The 19,013-nt window shown below is 72.0% G+C and carries 16 protein-coding genes; 8 read left to right on the forward strand and 8 right to left on the reverse strand.

What is annotated here, in order from left to right; translation table 11 throughout:
- Window position 1: 1 nt before the first annotated feature.
- The 4 genes from OG906_RS03870 to OG906_RS03885 form a co-directional block, all read right to left on the reverse strand.
- A complete protein-coding gene (locus OG906_RS03870; protein WP_329439978.1) occupies window positions 2-907 on the reverse strand; it encodes a hypothetical protein in 906 nt (301 codons plus the stop codon).
- Window positions 908-910: 3 nt separating this feature from the next.
- Window positions 911-1,945, reverse strand: a complete 1,035-nt coding sequence (locus OG906_RS03875) for a 3-oxoacyl-ACP synthase III family protein (protein ID WP_329439980.1) — start codon at window positions 1,943-1,945, stop codon at window positions 911-913.
- Between the two features lie 472 nt (window positions 1,946-2,417).
- A complete protein-coding gene (locus OG906_RS03880) occupies window positions 2,418-3,593 on the reverse strand; it encodes an RNA polymerase sigma factor (protein ID WP_329447920.1) in 1,176 nt (391 codons plus the stop codon).
- Window positions 3,594-3,601: 8 nt separating this feature from the next.
- A complete protein-coding gene (locus OG906_RS03885) occupies window positions 3,602-4,009 on the reverse strand; it encodes a YciI family protein (protein ID WP_267795920.1) in 408 nt (135 codons plus the stop codon).
- 220 nt (window positions 4,010-4,229) lie between these two features.
- On the opposite strand from OG906_RS03885, the gene OG906_RS43580 reads away from it, so the two are divergent.
- Window positions 4,230-4,814, forward strand: a complete 585-nt coding sequence (locus OG906_RS43580; protein WP_443067351.1) for an MFS transporter — start codon at window positions 4,230-4,232, stop codon at window positions 4,812-4,814.
- Window positions 4,727-4,981 carry a TetR/AcrR family transcriptional regulator gene (locus OG906_RS03900; RefSeq protein ID WP_329439983.1) on the forward strand — a complete coding sequence of 85 codons (255 nt, stop codon included), beginning with the start codon at window positions 4,727-4,729 and terminating at the stop codon, window positions 4,979-4,981. The genes OG906_RS43580 and OG906_RS03900 overlap by 88 nt, the downstream gene beginning before the upstream one ends.
- A 37-nt stretch (window positions 4,982-5,018) precedes the next feature.
- On the opposite strand, the gene OG906_RS03905 is transcribed toward OG906_RS03900, so the two are convergent.
- A complete protein-coding gene (locus OG906_RS03905) occupies window positions 5,019-6,404 on the reverse strand; it encodes a sensor histidine kinase (protein ID WP_329439985.1) in 1,386 nt (461 codons plus the stop codon).
- Window positions 6,401-7,099, reverse strand: coding sequence for a response regulator transcription factor (locus tag OG906_RS03910; protein ID WP_329439987.1), 699 nt, complete (start codon window positions 7,097-7,099; stop codon window positions 6,401-6,403). Before OG906_RS03910 ends, OG906_RS03905 begins: the two co-directional genes overlap by 4 nt.
- A 71-nt stretch (window positions 7,100-7,170) precedes the next feature.
- Here OG906_RS03910 and OG906_RS03915 point away from each other — a divergent pair, with 71 nt between their 5' ends.
- The 3 genes from OG906_RS03915 to argJ all read left to right on the forward strand — a co-directional run bounded on the left by OG906_RS03915 (window position 7,171) and on the right by argJ (window position 10,749).
- Window positions 7,171-8,355, forward strand: a complete 1,185-nt coding sequence (locus OG906_RS03915; RefSeq protein ID WP_267795923.1) for a UDP-N-acetylglucosamine--N-acetylmuramyl-(pentapeptide) pyrophosphoryl-undecaprenol N-acetylglucosamine transferase — start codon at window positions 7,171-7,173, stop codon at window positions 8,353-8,355.
- Window positions 8,352-9,377, forward strand: coding sequence for an SDR family NAD(P)-dependent oxidoreductase (locus OG906_RS03920; RefSeq protein WP_329439989.1), 1,026 nt, complete (start codon window positions 8,352-8,354; stop codon window positions 9,375-9,377). The genes OG906_RS03915 and OG906_RS03920 overlap by 4 nt, the downstream gene beginning before the upstream one ends.
- A gap of 226 nt (window positions 9,378-9,603) precedes the next feature.
- A complete protein-coding gene (gene argJ, locus OG906_RS03925; RefSeq protein WP_329439991.1) occupies window positions 9,604-10,749 on the forward strand; it encodes a bifunctional glutamate N-acetyltransferase/amino-acid acetyltransferase ArgJ in 1,146 nt (381 codons plus the stop codon).
- Window positions 10,750-10,815: 66 nt separating this feature from the next.
- Here argJ and OG906_RS03930 read toward each other — a convergent pair whose 3' ends face one another.
- A complete protein-coding gene (locus OG906_RS03930) occupies window positions 10,816-11,925 on the reverse strand; it encodes a mechanosensitive ion channel family protein (protein WP_329439993.1) in 1,110 nt (369 codons plus the stop codon).
- A 232-nt stretch (window positions 11,926-12,157) separates the two neighbouring features.
- Window positions 12,158-12,553, reverse strand: coding sequence for a hypothetical protein (locus tag OG906_RS03935; protein ID WP_329439995.1), 396 nt, complete (start codon window positions 12,551-12,553; stop codon window positions 12,158-12,160).
- A gap of 453 nt (window positions 12,554-13,006) precedes the next feature.
- Between OG906_RS03935 and OG906_RS03940 the strand changes: the two genes are divergently transcribed.
- From OG906_RS03940 to OG906_RS03950, 3 genes are all read left to right on the forward strand, one after another.
- Window positions 13,007-14,044 (forward strand): terpene synthase family protein, encoded by a 1,038-nt coding sequence (locus OG906_RS03940; protein ID WP_329439997.1) that lies wholly within the window; start codon window positions 13,007-13,009, stop codon window positions 14,042-14,044.
- Window positions 14,045-14,058: 14 nt separating this feature from the next.
- Entirely contained in the window at window positions 14,059-15,417 is a 1,359-nt protein-coding gene (locus tag OG906_RS03945) for a cytochrome P450 (RefSeq protein ID WP_329439999.1), read from the forward strand.
- A 188-nt stretch (window positions 15,418-15,605) separates the two neighbouring features.
- A complete protein-coding gene (locus OG906_RS03950; RefSeq protein WP_329440001.1) occupies window positions 15,606-18,506 on the forward strand; it encodes an ATP-binding protein in 2,901 nt (966 codons plus the stop codon).
- Window positions 18,507-19,013: the final 507 nt, after the last annotated feature.

Consider the following 19,013-nt stretch of genomic DNA (forward strand, 5'->3'; position numbering starts at 1 on the left):
ATCACCGGCCTTCGGGGCGGTAGCTCGCGCAGGCCGCGCTGGGGCCGGCGCCGGCGGTGACGAACAGCAATTGGTCACAGTCCTCGGGCAGGCCGCTCGCCATGGCGTGGAGGTAGCCGAGGACGGGGGCCGCGGTGTGCGGTTCTCCCGTCTCGCCGGGGGGAAGGGCGTCCGCCTCGGTGCCCGGGCCGATCACCAGGGTGCGGTCGAGGTCGAGCCCGTACGCGGCGGCGTAGTCGGCGACGGCGGTGGCGGCGAGTTCGGCGCGCCGGCGGTCGTGGTCCGGGGAGCGTCGCACGGTGATCAGGGTCCGGCCTTCGGCGCCCATGGCGGCGGTGTCCAGGTAGCCCTCCGTGTCGGTGGGGCCGTCGGCCGTGTAGTGCCGTACGGGGCCGAATCCGGCGTCGGGGTCGGCGCTGCGCTCCAGCAGGAGGGCGCCGGCCAGGTCCGCGTACGGGTAGTCGGGGTCTCGGCGTGCGTCGCCGCCGGGGTGTACGTCGGCGGCGGTGACCAGGAGGCGTTCGGTGCTGCCCGTGTCGAGGAGGGATTGACCGACCTGGACCGCGTTCAGCACGCCGCAGGCACCGTTCATGAGGTCGAAGGAGAAGCCGGCGGCGGGATCCACGAGGTAGTCCAGGCTGATCCCGACCTCCTTCTGCACCAGGGCCGCGAGCGCCGGTTCGAAGGTGTTGGACTCCCGGTAGACGCCCACGTTGACGAGGACGCCGACGGCGGAGGGGGACAGACCGGTCTGGTCGAGGCAGTCGCGGGCGGCCCGGCCGGCGAGTTCCACGGAGGAGGCCGCTCGGGTGTCCGCGGCGTGGTCGCCGGTGGCGCGGCCGTCCGCTGTGCCGTGGCTGTCGACGGTGGCGGTGGCGGTGCCCGCGGCGGTGATGATCATGCCCATGGTTCAGACCCCCAGGTGGGTGACGGTGGCCGACAGGGCTCCGGTGACCACGCCGGAGGCGGCGGGCACCATCAGGAAGGTGGCACCGCGTCGGGCGGTGCCCGCGGCGAGGTGTTCACGCAACGTCAGGAAGTGTGAGGTGGTGGCGGTGTTGCCGTACCTCTCCACGACGGCGAGCGAGGTGGGCATGGGCGTGCCGAACTCCGCCTCGCCCGTCTGGTTCACGTAGTCGATGAATCGGGCGCCGACCTGGTGCTGAATGATGTAGTCGAATTCCTCGGCCGCGAAATCCCGGCCGTTCTTGGACAACAGATCACCGTGGAATCGAGGCCAAAGGGCGAGCCGGTCCTTGTTGTGCATCTTCTTGTTGTCCGTGTAGAGCGCGATTCCCCCGGTGCGATCGCTCGGCATTCCCATGCACAGGTGCGAGTACTCCGCGCAGGTCATCAGGTCGACGTAGTGGATCCGGTCGGCCTCGTCCGCGGACCGGTCCATGACGACCGCGGCGGCGGAGTCGCCGACGGAGAGGGAGGCGAACTGCGGGTCGTACGAGTCGCCGATCTCGCGGGCCGCCGTCTCGGCGACGCGGGTCGCCTGCTCGCCGCTGACGACCATGCCGTTGCGGACCGCCCCGGAACGGATCATCCGGTCGAGGACGTACACGCCGGTCATCATCCCGGCGCAGGCGTTGGAGACGTCGAAGTGCAGGGCGGAGCGGGCGCCGAGGTCCCGGGCGAGGGAACCGGCGAAGGAGGGTTCGAAGTAGAAGCGGTCGGCAGCCTTGAAGCGGGTGATCGACGCCGATATGACGATGTCCAGGTCGGCGGCCTCGTACCGGGATGCCGCGAGGCATTCGCGCGCGGCGCTCAGGGCCAATCCGAACGAGTCCTCGCCGGTCTCGGGACGCGGGTCGTAGGTCCGCCTCTCGGCGACTCCGGTGATCCTCTCGACGTCCACGCCCCGAAGGTTCGGGGTTCGGCCGATGAGTTCCCGGGTGGTCAGCGTGGTGGCCGGCATATGGGATCCGATGGATTCCATGCGGCTGTATAAGTTGTGCGAGCTCAATTTTCACTCCGTAATGGGCGCACGCGGGCAGCACATATCGCTCCGGCGGAAAGGCGCAGTGTTCCGCTGTCATTCGCTGGTGACAGACAGCGAAGTTACCGTAGCGTACGGATTTGTCAGTCCTGTTACGCGCCCACCCGAAAGCGGACCGACGGGGCGAATATCGGCCATTCGCGCGCTGCGGGACATTCCGCCGCGTCCAAGGCCGCGCGCACCGTGTACGGGCCCGCCGTGCGCGCCCCTCCCGGGCCGCCCCGCCCCGCCGGCCCGCTCCCCCGCCGCGCCGATGCCCGGGCCGCCCCCTTGGGCACACGGCTTCGAAAACCTGTCCGGAATCACACGGTCCGTCTTGACCGTCCCCGCCCGGCCGCGCAATCGGCCGATCGGCCGCCGGCGCGTCAGCCGGCGCGTCAGCCGGCGCGACCGGCGGCCGGACCGCGGCGCGTCAGCGACGGCCGAGGGCGTTGAGCCGGGCGGCCTGGCGGGTCAGGTGGTCGCGCTCGGCGAGGTTGGGTGCCTTGGCCGCGGCCTCGGCGTACAGCCGCGCCGCCGTCACCAGGTCGCCGTCGCGCTCGTGGAGGTACGCCGCCACCGCGGCGTGGCGGGGCAGGGGGTGCGCCTTGCCGGAGGAGCCCGGGGCGGACCCGTCCAGTTCGGCGAGCGCCGCCAGGCCGGCGCGCGGTCCGTCGGCCTCGCCCACGGCCACCGCGCGGTTGAGGCGGACGACCGGACTGTCGGTCAGCCGCACGAGTTCGTCGTACCACTCGACGATCTGCACCCAGTCGGTCTCCCCGGCGGTGGGCGCGTCGGCGTGGAGCGCCGCGATGGCGGCCTGGGCCTGGAACTCGCCCAACCGGTCGCGGGCGAGGGCCGCCTGCAGGATCCGGACGCCCTCGGCGATCGAGTCGGTGTCCCAGCGGCCGCGGTCCTGCTCGGCGAGCGGCACCAGGCTGCCGTCGGACGTGGTCCGGGTGGCGCGCCGGGCGTGGTGGAGCAGCATGAGGGCGAGCAGCCCCGCCACCTCGGGGTGATCGATCACGGTCGCGAGCTGCCGGGTGAGCCGGATGGCCTCGGCCGCGAGGTCGACATCGCCGGAGTAGCCCTCGTTGAAGACCAGGTAGAGAACGCGCAGCACGGTGGAGACGTCGCCGGTCCGGTCGAAGCGCACGTCGGAGACGGTGCGCTTGGCCCGGCTGATGCGCTGCGCCATGGTCGCCTCGGGGACCAGGTAGGCCTGGGCGATCTGGCGGGTGGTCAGCCCGCCCACGGCGCGCAGCGTGAGCGCGACCGCGGACGACGGCGTCAGCGACGGGTGGGCGCACAGGAAGTACAGCCGCAGTGTGTCGTCCACCGCGGACGCGGGTCCCGCGGCCGGCTCCTCTTCGACGAGGTCCTCGCGCCGGCGGCGAGCGGCGTCCGATCGGGTGGCGTCGAGGAACCGGCGCCAGGCCACGGTGACCAGCCAGCCCTTCGCGTCCCGCGGCGGGTCGGACGGCCAGACGCGGACCGCCTCGACCAGCGCGTCCTGCACGGCGTCCTCGGCCGCCGCGAAGTCTGCTCCGCGGCGGACGAGGATCCCGATCACGCTCGGGGTGAGGCTCCGGAGCAGGGCCTCGTTCATGGGCGAGGTCACTCCGTGATGGTGGGCGGCGCGGCCAGGAACGGGCGGACCTCCAGCCACTCGTGGATCGGCCTGCCACCCGCGCCGGGGGCGGCGGACAGTTCCCCGGCCAGTTCGACGGCGCGCTCGTGGTGGTCGACGTCGATGATCATCCAGCCGGCGATGAGGTCCTTGGTCTCGGCGAACGGACCGTCGGTGACCGGCGGGCGGCCCTCTCCGTCGTAGCGGACCCACTCCCCCTCCGGGGCGAGCGCCTGACCGTCCACGAACTCGCCCGTCTCCTCCAGCCGCCCCGCGAAGTCGTGCATGTACTGCACGTGGGCCGTGATCTCCTCCGGTGTCCACTGGGCCATGGGTACGTCGTTGACGGCGGCCGGGGCGCCCCGGTAGTGCTTCAGCAGCAGGTACTTCGCCATGATGTCTCTCCTCTGTGCCGGTGCGACCATTCTGGCCGCGTTCATGGCAGGGACGGAGCCGGGCACGGGTTCTCGACATCCTCGCCCGAACTTTTTTCAGTTCTCTCGGAAGAGCCCTCGCAAGAGACCTCGGGAGCCGTCTCTCGGGCCGCGCTCGTCGTCCGGCACGTCAGCCGGCTCGTCGTCCGGCTCATCAGCCGGCGGTGGATCGTCGTGCGTCGTGTCGGCGGCGTTGCAGGGCGCGGCGCCGGCCGTCATCCCCCTGGGCATCAGCATCATCCGCGACGAGTTGCCGGCCGAGCGGGTGCTGTCCTCGATCGCGCTGATGAGCTCGACCCTCGGCATCGGCGCGGCGATCGGGCTCCCGGTGGCTGCGGTGGTCATCGAGAACTTCGACTGGCACACGATGTTCCGGGCCTCGGCCGCCCTCGGCCTGCTCGACCTGGTCCTCGTGCTGTGGAGCGCCGCGCGCCGGGCGTTCGCGCTGCGCCCCTACGCCGAGGTGACGATGCGCGGCATCGCCGCCGACGCCGGTGTCAGCCCGTCGCTGATCGTGAAGCGGTTCGGCAGCAAGGAGGCCCTGTTCAACACGGTCGCCGACTTCCGGCCGGCGGCCGACGCCCTGTTCGCGGGGCCCCCGGAGGCACTGGGGCGGCACCTGGTCCTCACCATGGTCCGGCTGCGCGACCGGCTCCGGGGGATCCGCTGCTGCGGGGCGTGTTCTCGCTCGGCAACGACGACGAACGCACCCTGCTGCGCGAGCACTTCCGCGAGCAGGTCACCGACCGGCCGGCCGCGCTCCTGACCGGCGCCGACCGGCAGGTGCGCGCCGAGCTGATTGCCGGTCAACTACTGGACCTGGGAGCGACCTTGAGCCTGCACCGGCCGGACGGAGTGGGGGGCCGCACACCCCCCGACCGACTCGCGGACCTGTACGTCCCCGGCCTCCAGCGGCTCATCGACGGCGACTGAATCCGGGTCCGGACCCGACGGTGCGACGTCGGCCCGGTCAGGCGCCGAAGGTCAGCCGGAACAGGGCCCCTCCCCCCGGCGCGGCCTCCGCCGTCAGTTCGGCCGCGTGCGCCCGGGCGATCTGCCGCGCCATCGCCAGGCCGAGCCCCGACCCCGGCAGGGCCCGCGCCGTCCCCGCACGGTAGAACCGGTCGAAGACGTACGGCAGGTCCCGGGGCGCGATGCCCGGACCGTGGTCCCGTACCGTCAGCTCGGGCCGGCCGGCCCGGACCGTCAGCTCCACCTCCACCGGGACGCCCGCCGGGCTGAACTTCGCCGCGTTGTCCAGCAGGTTCCCCAGCAACCGGCTGAGCCGGGCGGGCACCCCGGGTACGACGACCTCGTCGGTCGAGCGCACCACGATCGGCACGGAGGCCCAGTGTGCCCGCGCGACCTGCACGCAGTGCTCCACCAGCCGGCCCAGCCTGACCTGTTCGACGAGCGGCTGCGGCTCCTCGTCGCGCGCCAGCTCGATCAGGTCGTTGACCAGGCCCGTCACCTCCCGCAGCTGCCGGCCCAGGGCGAGGGAGGCGCGCTCGCGCTGCTCCGTCGTCAGCCGCTCGCCGCGTGCGAGCAGTTCCGCGTTGGTGCGCAGCGCCGTCAGGGGGGTGCGCAGTTCGTGGGAGGCGTCCGCGACGAGGCGCCGTTGCGCGGTGACGGACTGTTCCAGCTCCCCCAGCATGGTGTTGAAGGTCCCGGCGAGCCGGGTGATCTCGTCCTCCCGTCCCGGCGGCGGCAGCTCGATGCGGTGGCGCGGGTCCCGGGTGGCCGCGATCCGTTCGGCGGTGGCGGTGAGCCGGGTCAGCGGTGCGAGTCCGGTCCGCGAGACCCAGTACCCGAGCACGGCGGCGAGCAGCACACCGGCCGCGCCGATCACCACCAGCCACCGGGCGGCGTCGGAGATGCCGGCCTCGACGGTGTCGGCGCGCAGCGCGACCTGGAGCGCCTGTCCCTTCGTGTAGTCGGTGGTGAGCATCCGTGTCGGGTGTCCGGCGTGGACGATGCTCGTGTAGTACGGGGCGCGCCGGCCGGCGGCGACGGCCCTGGTCCCGGCGTCCACGGGCAGCATGTAGGGCCGGGCGGGATCCTTGGCGGGATCGACCGGCACCACCTCGGCGCAGGCGGGCGCGGCCAGGAAGCGGCACTCCCCGGCCAGGGTGTCGGGTCCGGAGTCGGGGTTGCGTTGGGCGGCGAGCCGCGCGGACTGGGTGAGGCTGAGGTCGAGCTGGTCGTACAGGGCCCCGCGGACGACGAAGAACGCCGCGGTGCACACGCCGACGGCGACCAGCGCGACGGCCGAGGTGACGGCCAGCGCCAACCGGGTCCGCAGGGGGCGGCGCCTGCGCCAGGGGGCGCCCAGCCGGCGCCGGCCGGCGCCCGTCACGCGGCGTCCAGCCGGTAGCCGACTCCGTGGACGGTGTGCACCAGCCGCGGTTCGCCGCCGGCCTCCAGCTTGCGCCGCAGGTAGCCGACGTACACGGCGAGGGAGTTGGAGTCCGGTCCGAAGTCCCGCCCCCACACCAGTTCCAGGATGAGTTCGCGCGGCAGGACCTGCCCGGGGTGGCGCAGCAGGAGTTCCAGCAGCGCGGCCTCGGTGCGGCTGAACTCCAGCGGGCGCCCGGCCCGTCGCCCGGTCCGGGTGGCCGGGTCGAGGACGAGGTCGCCGTACGCGAGGGGGTCGCCGGCGTCGTCCTGGGCGGGCGCGGCCCGCCGCAGCAGTGCCCGGACCCGGGCCACCAGCTCGTCCAGGGCGAACGGCTTCACGAGGTAGTCGTCGGCGCCCGCGTCCAGCCCGTCGACCCGTTCGCTCACCGAGTCCAGCGCGGTCAGGACGAGTACGGGTGTCCGGTCGCCCATCGCGCGCAGTTGCCGGCACACGCCGAGGCCGTCCAGCACCGGCATCATCACGTCCAGGACCAGGACGTCGGGTTCCCAGGCCGCGACCTCGGACAACGCGGCCAGCCCGTCGGCGGCGCCGCGCACCTCGTACCCCTCGACGGCCAGGCCGTCCTGCACGGCGGCCCGCACCTCGGGCTCGTCGTCGACCACCAGAATCCGCTGTCTGCTCATGGAGCTCATGGGCAAAGCCTGCCAAAGGCCGCGGCGGAACCTCTTAGAACCTTCTTAGGGCACACCGGAAGTCTGCCGCCATGACCACACGAGACTCCTCCCCGGCTCCCCTGTCCGTCGTGATCGGTGCCGGCGGCACCGGTGGCCACATCTACCCCGGGCTCGCTCTCGCCGAGGCCCTGCGCGCGGCCGTCCCCGGCGCCGTGGTCTCGTTCATCGGGACCGAGCGCGGCCTGGAGACCGAGCTGATACCGCGCGCCGGCTACCGGCTGCACACCGTCGACATGATCCCCTTCGATCCGGCGCTGGGCGCCAAGCGCTACCTGCTGCCCGCCGCGCTCCTGCGGTCCGCCGGGCAGGCGCGGGCCGTGATCCGGGCCCAGGGGGCGCACGCCGTCGTCGGCATGGGCGGCTACCCGAGCGCGCCCGCCGTGCTGGGCGCCCGGCTGGCCGGACTGCCGGCCCTGATCCACGAGTCCAACGCGGTCCCGGGGCGCGCCAACCAGTTCGCGGCCCGGCTCACCCCGCACGTCGCGGTGGCCTTCGACCGCAGCCGGGAACACCTGGCGGGCGGGGAGCGGGCACTGACCACCGGGATGCCGATCTCCGCCGCCCTGGCCGGTCTCGCCGAGTTGTCCGGTCACGGGCGGGCGGTGTTGCGCGCCGAGGCCCGGCGGGCGTTGGGCGTGCCGGACGGGCGTCGGCTGGTGGTGTTCAACGGCGGCAGCCTCGGCGCCGTCCGGCTCACCGGGGCGGCCGTCGGGCTGGCCGGGCTCTGGCAGGGGCGGGACGACGTACAGCTGCTGATCAAGACGGGTCCCGCGGCGCTGCCGGACGCGGTGGCGGACCTCGCCGCGAGCGGCGGGCAGCGGATCGCGCGCGCCGTGCCGTACCTGGACCGGATGGACCTCGTGTACGCCGCCGCGGACCTCGTGGTGTGCCGGGCCGGATCGGCGACGGTCGCGGAACTCGCCGCGACCGGCGTCCCGTCCGTCCTGGTCCCGTACCCGCACGCGCCGGGCGACCACCAGACCCACAACGCCCGGGTGTTGTCCGACGCCGGCGCCGGGCTCCTGCTGGCCGACGCCGCGGCCACCACCGAACGCCTCGCGGACCTCGTGGGTCCGCTGCTGGCGAACCCGGCCCGGCTGTCGGCCATGGCCGGCGCCGCCGACCCCGGCCCGCACGCGCGGGCCGCCGAACTGCTGGCCGCGGAGGTCCTCCGCGTCGCCGGCGTCACCCTTCCCCTCCTGGAGCGAGCATGAGCACCACGAACAGCATGAGCACCGCGAACAACTGGGACGGCCGTACGGTCCTGGTCACCGGCGCCGAGGGATTCATCGGCTCGACCCTGGTCGACCTGCTGGTGGCCCGGGGCGCCCGGGTCCGCGCCTTCGTGCACTACAAGCCGTACGCCGAGAAGGGCCACCTGGCGCGCTACCTCGCCGAGCCGGACGGCCCCGTGGAGATGTGGGCCGGTGACATCCGCGACGCGGGCCGGGTGAGCGACGCGGTGGCCGGCTGCGACACCGTGTTCCACCTGGCGGCGGCGCTGATCGGGATCCCGTACAGCTACGCCTCGCCCGGCGCGTACGTCCAGACGAACGTCACCGGCACGGAGAACATGGCCGAGGCCTGCCGTCGGCACGGGGTGCGCCGGCTGGTGCACACCTCGACCAGCGAGGTGTACGGCACCGCGCTGACGGCCCCGATCGCGGAGACGCACCCGCTCCAGCCGCAGTCCCCGTACTCCGCTTCGAAGATCGGCGCGGACATGATGGCGCTCTCCTTCCATCACGCCTTCGAACTCCCGGTGACGGTGGTGCGGCCGTTCAACACGTACGGTCCGCGCCAGTCCGCGCGCGCCGTCATCCCGACGATCCTCGCCCAACTGCACTCCGGGGCGGACGAGATACGTCTGGGGTCCCTCTCCCCCACGCGGGACTTCACGTACGTCACCGACACGGCGGAGGGCTTCCTGGCGGTCGCGGAGTGCGACCGGGCGCTGGGTGAGGTGGTCAACCTCGGGACGGGTCGGGAGATCTCCGTCGGCGACCTGGCCCAGGCCCTGATCACGGCGTCCGGCCGCGAGGCCCGTGTCGTGGTCGACCCCTCCCGCCTGCGGCCCTCCGGCAGCGAGGTCCAGCGGTTGCTGTCGGACAACTCCCGGGCCCGCGAGTGGGCTTGCTGGGAGCCGCGGGTCTCCCTCGCGGAAGGCCTGCGGCGCACCTCGGACTGGATCGCGGCCAATCTCGCACTCTTCGCCCCGGACCGCTACCAGGTCTGACCGGACGGGGTGCTCCCGGACGCCCCGGAGCACCCCCGCCCCGGGGCGCGACCGCCCGGTCTCCCCGGTGCGGCGACACCCCGGCACTGGTCGCCGTTCAGCCGAGACCCCCAGGTCAGGACGGTGCGCGACCGCCGGGACGCGGGCCCGTCGGCGGCTGTCAGGTTGCTACCATCACGGCGATCAGAGGAACTGGCCGACCAACGGAACGAACCGGAGATCTCGCGTGTCGGAGCTGAACCCCATCGGATTCCACACCTTTGTAGCGAACCTCGGCGTCAAGGACACCACCCGCGACTTCACGGTGGTGGTCTCCGAGCACCCCTGCGCCGCGGCGGCCGTGTTCACGCAGTCCCGGTTCGCCGGACCGAGCGTGCTGCTCAGCCGCGAGCACGTGGCCGACGGATCGGCGCGCGCAGTGGTCACCGTGTCCAAGAACGCCAACGTCGCGAACGGGGAACGCGGCGTCCGGGACGCCGAGGAGGTCGTGGCGCTGACCGCGGCCCTGGTGGGCTGCGCGCCCCAGGAGGTGCTGATCGGATCGACCGGGGTCATCGGACGCCCGTACCCGATGGAGACGATGCGGGCGGGGATCCCCGGTGTACGGGCCGGCGAGGAACCCGACTTCGACGCCGTCTCCGAGGCCATCATGACCACGGACACCCATCCGAAGCTCGCGCGGGCGCGGATCGGATCGGCGACCCTGGTCGGAGTCGCCAAGGGCGTCGGCATGTTGGAGCCCGACATGGCCACGCTCCTCACGTACTACTTCACCGACGCGGCCCTGCCCGCCGCCGAACTCGACGCCGTGTTCCGGCGGGTGATGAACCGGACCTTCAACTGTGTGAGCGTGGACTCCGACACCTCCACCAGCGACACCGCCGTGATCCTCGCCAACGGAGCGGCCGCAGAGGTGGACCCCGCGGAGTTCGAGGCGGCCCTGTACTCCGTGGCGGAGGACCTCACCAAGCAGGTCGCCCGGGACGGGGAGGGCGCCACCAAGCTCATCGAGGTGGTCGTGGACCGGGCGCGGGACGAGGAGCAGGCCCGCCGGGTGGCGAAGGCGATCGTCAACTCGCCGCTGGTGAAGACCGCCGTGCACGGATCCGACCCCAACTGGGGGCGGGTCGCGATGGCCGTCGGCAAGTGCAAGGACGACACCGACATCGACCCGGACCGGGTCGTGATCCGATTCGGCGACCTGGTCGTCTACCCGCAGGCCGAGCCCGACCTGGCCGGGCTGACCGAGGTCATGAACGCGGACGAGGTGCTGATCCACGTCTCGCTCGCGACCGGCACCGCGGCCGCCCGCGTCTGGGGCTGCGACCTGGGTGACGGCTACGTCCGGATCAACGCCGACTACACCACCTGACCCGCCGCCCCGGTCACCCGGCGCGCGGAGGACCGAACGCCGGGCGCCGGCCCTCGCCGGCGTCTCCTACCGTGCGCTGTCCATCGGCACCGACGGCGGGACCTCCCGCTGGTGCGGGATCGATGCGGTCGGTGACGGCCGGAAATCGTCCTCGGGGCGCAGCGCGACCGTGCGGGTGGGCGCGGGGATGGAGATGCCCTCCGCCCGGAAGCGCCGGTGGAGCCGCTTGATGAACTCGTGCTTGATCCGGTACTGGTCGCTGAACTCCCCGACGCCGAGGATCACCGTGAAGTTGATCCGGGAGTCGGCGAACGTGTGGAAGCGGACGGCCCCTTCGTGGTCGGGGACCGCCCCGTTGATGTCCACCATCACGCTGTCGACGACCTCCAGCGTCACCCGTTCCACGTGCTCCAGGTCGCTTTCGTAGCCCACCCCGACCTGGACCAGGATCGACAACTGCTGCTCGGGCTGCGTGAAGTTGGTCATGTTCGTGCGCGCCAACCGGCCGTTGGGGATGATCACCAGGTTGTTCGACAGGTTGCGCACCACGGTGTTGCGCCAGTTGATGTCGACGACATAGCCCTCCTCCCCGCTGGTGAGACGGATGTAGTCACCGGGCTGCACCGTCTTGGAGGCGAGGATGTGCACGCCCGCGAAGAGGTTGGCGAGGGTGTCCTGGAGGGCCAGGGCGACCGCGAGTCCGCCGACGCCCAGCGCGGTGAGCAGGGGCGCGATGGAGACGCCGACCGTTTCGAGGGCGACGAGGAACCCCATCGCGAGGACGACGACGCGTGTGATGTTCACGAAGATGGTCGCCGATCCGGCGACTCCGGTCCGCGACTGCGCCAGGGACTGCACGAGCCCCGCGACGACGCGGGCGGCGGCGAGCGTGGCGATGAGGATCAGCAGGGCGGTGAGGGTCTGGTTCACGAAGCCCGCGACCCTCGTGGTCAGGGGCAGGGTCGAGGCCGCCACCGCCGTGCCCGCGATGACCGCCGCGCCCGGGGCGAGGGTGCGCAGCCCGTGGACGATGATGTCGTCGCCGCTCCAGCGCGTCCTGAGGGCGTGCTTGCCGAGCCAGCGCAGCAGGGCCCGCAGGAGCAGACCGCCCGCGCCGCCCGCGGCCAACGCGATGCCGGCCACCAGCCAGTCGTGCAACACGAGGGTCCGGTTCAACGGGCGCCTCCCGTCGCGCGGCGGGCCGGGGAGGGGGCGACGGGCGCCGCCGGGCGTCGTATCGGGTGTGTCGTCACCTTGTCACCTGTCAGTTTGTCGTGCAAAGAAGCCCGTTCGGGCGTGTGTGCGATCCGGAACGGGCTGCCATCCTGCCGCATGGAGACGGAAGGCGGCGCAGGTGGGGCGGTCGGAGCCGCCCGACGGCCAGAGCGGAACGCTCCGGCCGGCCGGATCAGGGGGTGGGGAAATCGGTGGCGCGGACGATCCCGTCGAGTTCGGTGTCGATCCAGGCCCGCTCGGTGTCGGGACGGGTGTTGTCCACGACCGCCCAACCCCGGGCCCCGTCGGGGGCGGCGAGCTCCACCAGGCGGTGGTCCAGGTGACCGGTGATCATCACGGCCATCAGGGACAGGTACTCGCGCTGGAGATCCGGCGGGAGGTGACGTCCGGCGGGCACGTCCCACGCGGTCCGCCGGTCATCCTCCAGCAGCGCGCAAGTGGTGCGCACCGCCGTGATGAGCGCCTCGAACCGTTCCCCGTCCAGGCGCGCCCGCAGGACCTCCAGGTAGGAACCCAGAACATCGGCCTCGTGGTCGTCGTCCGGCTCCGCCGGATGATGCTCGGTCATGCCCCCACCCCTGCCCGAACGACCGCGTCCCCTCGCAGTGTAGGGAGCGCCCGACAGGTGGACGGCGGTCTTCGGCCACCCCGCGGTCTTCCCCTTCCCTCCGGCCGCACCCGACCCACGGTGCGGTCCCCGGCGGCGGACCGCGGCGACCATGCCCTTCGCATATTCGTTGTGAATACGCGTTCGGCAACGCCTGGATGAATTCCACATCATCCCTCGTCTTACATTGACAGTGCGCTGCGCCCTGCGGGTTAATTACTTCGGGCGTGGCCAGATGTGGTCGCGCGTGGCGGGATCACGTCAGTCCGCGACCGGTTCATTCCGGCGGCGGGGCGTGTCCCCCGTGACGACGTCGCAGCAGAGGGGTGTTCCGATGCTCGTGTGCACGCGAGTGCACTGACGATCGTACATTGAGCGGGTATTGGCGAATCCGACTCTTCCGTGGGGGGATCAATGGCCCAGCTCGACTTTTTCTCCGTTCCCGATTTCCACCTTCCGTTCGGGAACTCCAAGCATCCACAGGCCGCGCGAGCCAACAACGAGGCCACGTCGTGGGCCCTGCGTCACGAGCTCGTCACCGATGCCTCGGAGCAGTTCGCGGGGATCGGCTTCGGCCATCTCGCCGGCCGCGTCAGCGGTGAGGTGCCCTATGAGAAGGTCGTCCTCCTCGCCGAGTGGATGGCCTGGTCCTTCGTCCTGGACGACCAGCACGACCACCTCATCAGGACGGGCGAGTTGGCGGCCTGGCGGCCCGTCACCGACACGATCACCACCTACCTAGCCACGGGCAGGACGGGCGCGGCGTCCTCGCGGCCGAATCCGCTGGTCAGCGGGTTCATCGACCTGTGCGACCGGATCCTCGCCGGCATGTCCGAGGTGACCGCCGCCCGCTACCGGTCCCATGTCCCCCTGATGTTGGGCTCCTTGGACCAGGAGGCGGGCAATCGCGGCGACGAGGGGCACCCCTCGGTCGAGGACTACATCCTGATGCGGCGTCACAGCTCGCAGATGCTGCCGATGATGGACGTGGTCGAGGCGGGCCTGGGCATCGACGTGCCGCCGCACCTCCACGAACTCCCGGAGTTCCAGGCCCTCATCGCGAGTTCGGTGGACATCATCTCGTGGGGCAACGACGTGTTCTCGCTGCCGAAGGAGTACTCCTGCGGGGACAACAACAACCTCGTCTCGCTCATCTCCGCGTGGGAGGGGCGCAGCCTCGGCGACGCGGTCCGGGCCGTCGAGGGGCGCATCCAGACCCGCATCGAGGAGTACCTGTCCGGAAAGGACCGCCTGTTCCAGGTCATTGACGCCCGGGGTGACGTCGATCCCGCCGTGCGGGCCACCGTCTCCCGCTGCGTGCGCAGTTATGAGGACTGGATGATCGGCGCGGATCTGTGGCAGCGTTACGAGTGCACGAGGTACCGCGACGAACGGTTCGCGGCCGGGCTGGAGTCTGCGTACATCCGCCCGGATCTCGTCTCGGTGGCATGACAGGGAGTCGACCCATGGCTACGCAAGTGGAACATTCCGGCCCCGCGGTCAACGCCCCCGTCGCACCGGGGCGGTTACCGCTCCTGGGTCACGCACTACAGCTGTGGCGACAGCCGATTGCGTTCCTGGAGTCGTTGCGCGAGCACGGAGACATCGTGCGCCTCGACATCGGTACGTGGCCCGTGCACGTCCTCACCAGCCCGGAGCACGTGCACGCCGTACTGGTGCAACAGGCGCAGCGCTTCGGCCGTGGACGGATCTTCGACCGGCTGCGCCCGGTGTTCGGCAACGGCATCGTGACGACCGACGGCGAGTTCCACCGCAAGCAGCGCCGGATGATGCAACCGGCCTTCCACCGCAACCACATCACCGACTACACCGAGGTGATGAGCCGGCAAGCGGAGGCCATGTCCGCGTCGTGGACGGCAGGACGGGAGATCTCGATGGTCACCGAGGCGCGCGGGTACGCGATGTCGTCGGTGGCCGAGATGATCTTCTCCGGTGAGCTGAGCCGGCCTGCGGTCACGGAGGTGCACCGCTCGTTGCCCATCGTCCTGGAGGGCATGCTGGTCCGCGCGGTCATGCCCAAGGCCCTGGACCGGCTTCCGATCCCGTACAACCAGCGGTTCGACGCGGCGGCCGGGCGTCTGCGCCGGACCATCGACGAGGTGATCGCGCAGTACAGCGCGGAGAAGGGCGCGGAGGGCCACGACCTCCTCTCGCTGTTGCTGTCCAGCGTGGATGCCGAGTCGGGCGCGACGATGGCCGCCGAGCAGGTGCGCGACGAGGTGCTCGCCATCATGCTGGCCGGCACGGAGACCTCGGCCACCACCCTCGCCTGGGTCTTCCACGAACTCGGCCGCCACCCGGAGGTGGAGAGGCGCCTCCACGAGGAGGTCGACGCGGTGGTGGGCACCCGCCCCGTCCGCGCCGACGACATACCCGAACTCACCTACACGAACCACGTGTTCCAGGAGGCACTGCGGCTGCACTCACCGCTGCTGTTCACCAGGCGGGCACTGTCACCCCTCACCCTGGGCGGCGTGGCGATCCCCGAGGGCGCCGAACTGGCCTACAGCCCCTACGCGTTGCACCGGGACCCTGCGCTGTTCCGGGACCCCACGGTCTTCGACCCGGACCGCTGGCGACAGGAGGGGAACGAGCGGGGGCGGGCCCAGAAGTACATCCCGTTCGGGGCGGGGCAGCACAAGTGCATAGGCGACTCGTTCGCGGTGACGGAGATCCTGACCGCGGTGGCGAGCGTGGCGTCCCGCTGGCGACTGGTGCCCGCGCCCGGCGTGACGGTCCGTGAGGTGCCCGCAGGGATACCCCAACCCAGCGAACTGCCCATGATTCCCGTGGCGCGGCACTAGCGGGATCCGACCGATCGCGTCCTGCAAGGCGGCTTCTCGCCAGTCTCTGACATGCCCCCCGGGGAGCGTCAGCCGAGGATACAGCGTTGTCCTCGAACGAGTGGCGAGATGCCGCAATAATGTGCTTAAGCAGCAACAACTCGCTTCTTGGCCCGTACACTCGGCCGCACGCGCCGGAGGGGGCAAGAATGTCAGACGTCACGGACCCGCAGGGGTGGGCTTCCCAACCTTTACTTGAGCGGGAATCCGAAGTTCTCGCGATCCACCGCGCGGTGGACGAACTGTGCGGCACCTCGCGCACCGGCCCCACCACTCGCCGTGGTGGCGTGCTGACCTTCGCCGGAGCGGGTGGCATCGGCAAGACGACCCTGCTCACGGAGGCCCGTCGGCATGCCGCCGAGCGGTCCTGCACCGTGCTGTTCGCACGGGGCGGCGAGCAGGAGAAGCAAGTGCCGTTCCACGTGATGCGGCAACTCATACAACCCACGTTCGCCGCCATGACCGAGGAGGAGCGGCGCGATGTCCTCGGCAACTGGTACAGCATCGTCGCGCCGGCGCTCGGACTGACCGCCGCCCCGAAGGGCCCGACGGCGCCCGACCCGCAGGGTGTGCGCGACGGCCTGGACTGGGTGGTCACCCACCTGACCGTGCGCAGCGCACCCGTGGTGCTGGTCGTCGACGACGCGCACTGGGCGGACGCGGAGTCCCTGGCCTGGCTGACCGCCTTCGCGGCGCGGGCCGAGGAACTGGCCATGCTGATCCTCGTGGCCTGTCGGCCCAACGAGATCCCCGCCGACGCCGCCTCGCTGCGGGCCCTGATGAGTCGGCAGGGAACACGTCCGCACGAGCTGGCCACGCTCACCACGAGCGCGGTGGCACGCATCGTCCGCGACGCCCTCGGCGAGAGCGCCGACGACGTGTTCTGTCGAGAGTGTTGGGCGATCACCGGCGGAAACCCCTTCGAGGTCGTCGAGTTGGCGATGAAGGGTCGCGATCGTGGGCTGAAGCCCCACCAGGACAACATTCCGCAGCTGCGCGACCTGGCCTCCGCCGTCAAGGGCAGCGGGCTCATCGACCGCCTCGAACAGCTCGGGCCGTCCACGGTCCGGCTCGCGTGGGCCGCCGCCGTCCTGGGTACCGCCGTCCCGATAAGCATCGTCGGAAGCGTGGCGGCGCTCGGTGAGGCGCAGGCCGCGGAGGCCATCGACCAACTGCGCAACGCCCGCATCCTGACCGTCCTCACCAGCCTGCGCCGGCAGGAGGTCGTCGAGTTCTTCCATCCGCTCATCGCGACCGCCGTGTACCGGTCGATTCCGCCGGGCGTGCGCGTCGGCATGCACGGGATGGCCGCGCAGGCCATGGTCGACGACGGTTTCGGCGCCGCGGCCGCCGCCCGCCACCTGCTGGAGATGCATCCCGAGGGCGACCCCTGGGTGGTGCAGCAGCTGCGCCAGGCCGCACGCGAGAGCTTCTCCGCGGGAGCCCCCGACGCCGCCCGCCGCTACCTGGCCCGAGCGCTGCGCGAGCCGCCGGACATGGAGGACCGGGCCGAGGTGCTGTTCGAGCTCGGCTCCGCCAACCTGCTGCACGATCCCGCGACGACCATCAACCAGCTCCGGGCCGCCCTGGAGGAACCCAAGACCGAACAGGCGCTGCGGGAGGCGATCACCTACCGGCTCGCCCAGGCACTCGCCCACACGGGGCAGATGGCGGAGGCGGCCGGTCTCCTCGCGGACGAGGCAAGGCTGTCCACGAGTTCCCGCACCCGACTGCGCATGCAGGCGGAGCAGTTCAAGTGGAACTCGGTCCGGTTGGACGAGGAGAACTCACCCGCCCGGTCCCGGCTCCTGGCCCAGTTCGCCAAGCGCCTGAGCGGCCGCGGCCTGCCCGAGCGGCACATCCTGGGGCTGCGGGCCTGGGACGCCGCGATGCGCGGCGAGCCCGTCGGCACCGCTCTGGACTACGCGGAGCAGGCGCTGACCGGCGGCATGAGCTGGACCGACCAGGACTTCGGGTTCGAGGTGCCGGCGGTCGTGGCCGTCACGCTCATGTACTGCGACCAGCCGGGCCGTGCGGAGGAGCTGTTCAACACCGGCATCGTGGAGTTCGAGGCGAAGGGCTGGCGCGGAGCGCACCTGTCGTTCGTCTACACCCTGCTGGGTTACGTGCGCTACCGGCGCGGACGGCTCGCCGAGGCCGAGGACTTCGTGCGCAACGGCCTGCAGATCGCCGACCGTGTCGGGCACGGCATCCCGGCGCAGTGGTACGCGATCGGCACGCTCATCGAGACGCTGCTCGCCCGCGGGAACACGGCCGAGGCGCAGCGGGTCGCCCAGACCTACAAGCTGGCGGAGGGTCTGCCCAAGGCCGTGGTCTATCCCGACCCGCAGGCCGTCTGGGGCAAGCTCCTGCTGGCGCAGGGACGGATCGACGAGGCGGAGCAACAGCTCAGCGCGGCGGGCAAGCGGCTCGACCTGCGCGGCACGCGCAATCCGTCGTGGAGTCCGTGGCAGCTGGACCTGGCTCTGGCGCAGGTCACCCACGAGCCCGACCAGGCACGCGCCACGGCGACCGAGGCGTTGGCGCGGGCCCGCGCGTTCGGGGCGGCGAGCGTGATCGGGCAGTCCCTGCGCGTCCTGGCGACGACCATGGACCCGTCCCGGGCGGCCCTCCTGTTGCAGGAGGCCGTGGGTCATCTCGAACAGTCGCCGGCCGCGTGTGAACTCGCGCACGCGCTCGTCGACCACGGTGCGGCGCTGCACACCCTGGGCGATCCGCACCAGGCGGCCCAGCAGCTGTACCGCGGCATGGAGACCGCCGCGGCCTGCGGTGCCGACGCGCTCGCGGCCCGGGCCCGCTCCCAACTCGCCTCGGCGGGACTGCGCCCGCGCCGTCTGCACACCTTCGAGCAGGACACGTTGACGATCGCCGAGCACGCGGTGGCGCGGCACGCCGCGCTCGGGCTCGACAACGCGGCGATCGCGCGGGAGTTGGGCACGGACGTGCGGACGGCGTCGGAGCTGCTGTCGGCTTCCTTCACCAAGCTGGGCACCGATCGCCTCGGCCTGCGGAGGGCGCTGGGGATCTGAGGGGCGGTTCGGGGGGTACCGACGGGCGGCCGCGGCGCGGCCGCCCGTCGCCGCGTGCACGTCCGTCCTCGCGCGTGCACGTCCGTCCTTGCGCGGGTGTGTCTCCTCGCGTGCCCGCCCGCGGCTGCGTCCGCCCGCGCCGCGGTGAAGAGCACGGCCGCTTTCCGGATCTCGCGCGAGCAGGGCTCGGGGACGGGCGTGCACGAGCCCGCTTCCCGTCCGGCCGCACCCAGCGCGCGCCCGCCCACCTGCGACGTGACGATCGGGGGGAGAACGCCGCGGCCGGAAAGGACTCGCGCAGTGAGCACTCGCACACCAGACGAACACGCTCCCCTGAGCCGGAGTACCGGTGACCACGGCAGTGCCCGGCCGTCGTCCCGTACCCGCCCCTCGTCCGGCGCCACCCCGTCGCTCACCGACGGGGCGCACCCGGCCCGCGCGATGACGCCACCGCCATGGTGCTGAGCGTGATACCCCCCCACGTGCCGCTCCCCGGCAGTGGCGGGT

Origin of the sequence: Streptomyces sp. NBC_01426, assembly GCF_036231985.1 — a bacterium.
In the GTDB taxonomy this organism is placed as follows: Bacteria; Actinomycetota; Actinomycetes; order Streptomycetales; family Streptomycetaceae; genus Streptomyces.

Bases quoted from the DNA above. Each gene is read 5' to 3' on its own strand.
- OG906_RS03945 (WP_329439999.1), top strand. From the start codon at position 14,059: ATGGCTACGCAAGTGGAACATTCCGGCCCCGCGGTCAACGCCCCCGTC.
- OG906_RS03935 (WP_329439995.1), bottom strand. From the start codon at position 12,553: ATGACCGAGCATCATCCGGCGGAGCCGGACGACGACCACGAGGCCGAT.
- OG906_RS03920 (WP_329439989.1), top strand. From the start codon at position 8,352: ATGAGCACCACGAACAGCATGAGCACCGCGAACAACTGGGACGGCCGT.
- OG906_RS03870 (WP_329439978.1), bottom strand. From the start codon at position 907: ATGGGCATGATCATCACCGCCGCGGGCACCGCCACCGCCACCGTCGAC.
- OG906_RS03875 (WP_329439980.1), bottom strand. From the start codon at position 1,945: ATGGAATCCATCGGATCCCATATGCCGGCCACCACGCTGACCACCCGG.
- OG906_RS03915 (WP_267795923.1), top strand. From the start codon at position 7,171: ATGACCACACGAGACTCCTCCCCGGCTCCCCTGTCCGTCGTGATCGGT.
- OG906_RS03885 (WP_267795920.1), bottom strand. From the start codon at position 4,009: ATGGCGAAGTACCTGCTGCTGAAGCACTACCGGGGCGCCCCGGCCGCC.
- OG906_RS03910 (WP_329439987.1), bottom strand. From the start codon at position 7,099: ATGAGCTCCATGAGCAGACAGCGGATTCTGGTGGTCGACGACGAGCCC.
- OG906_RS03950 (WP_329440001.1), top strand. From the start codon at position 15,606: ATGTCAGACGTCACGGACCCGCAGGGGTGGGCTTCCCAACCTTTACTT.
- OG906_RS03880 (WP_329447920.1), bottom strand. From the start codon at position 3,593: ATGAACGAGGCCCTGCTCCGGAGCCTCACCCCGAGCGTGATCGGGATC.
- OG906_RS03940 (WP_329439997.1), top strand. From the start codon at position 13,007: ATGGCCCAGCTCGACTTTTTCTCCGTTCCCGATTTCCACCTTCCGTTC.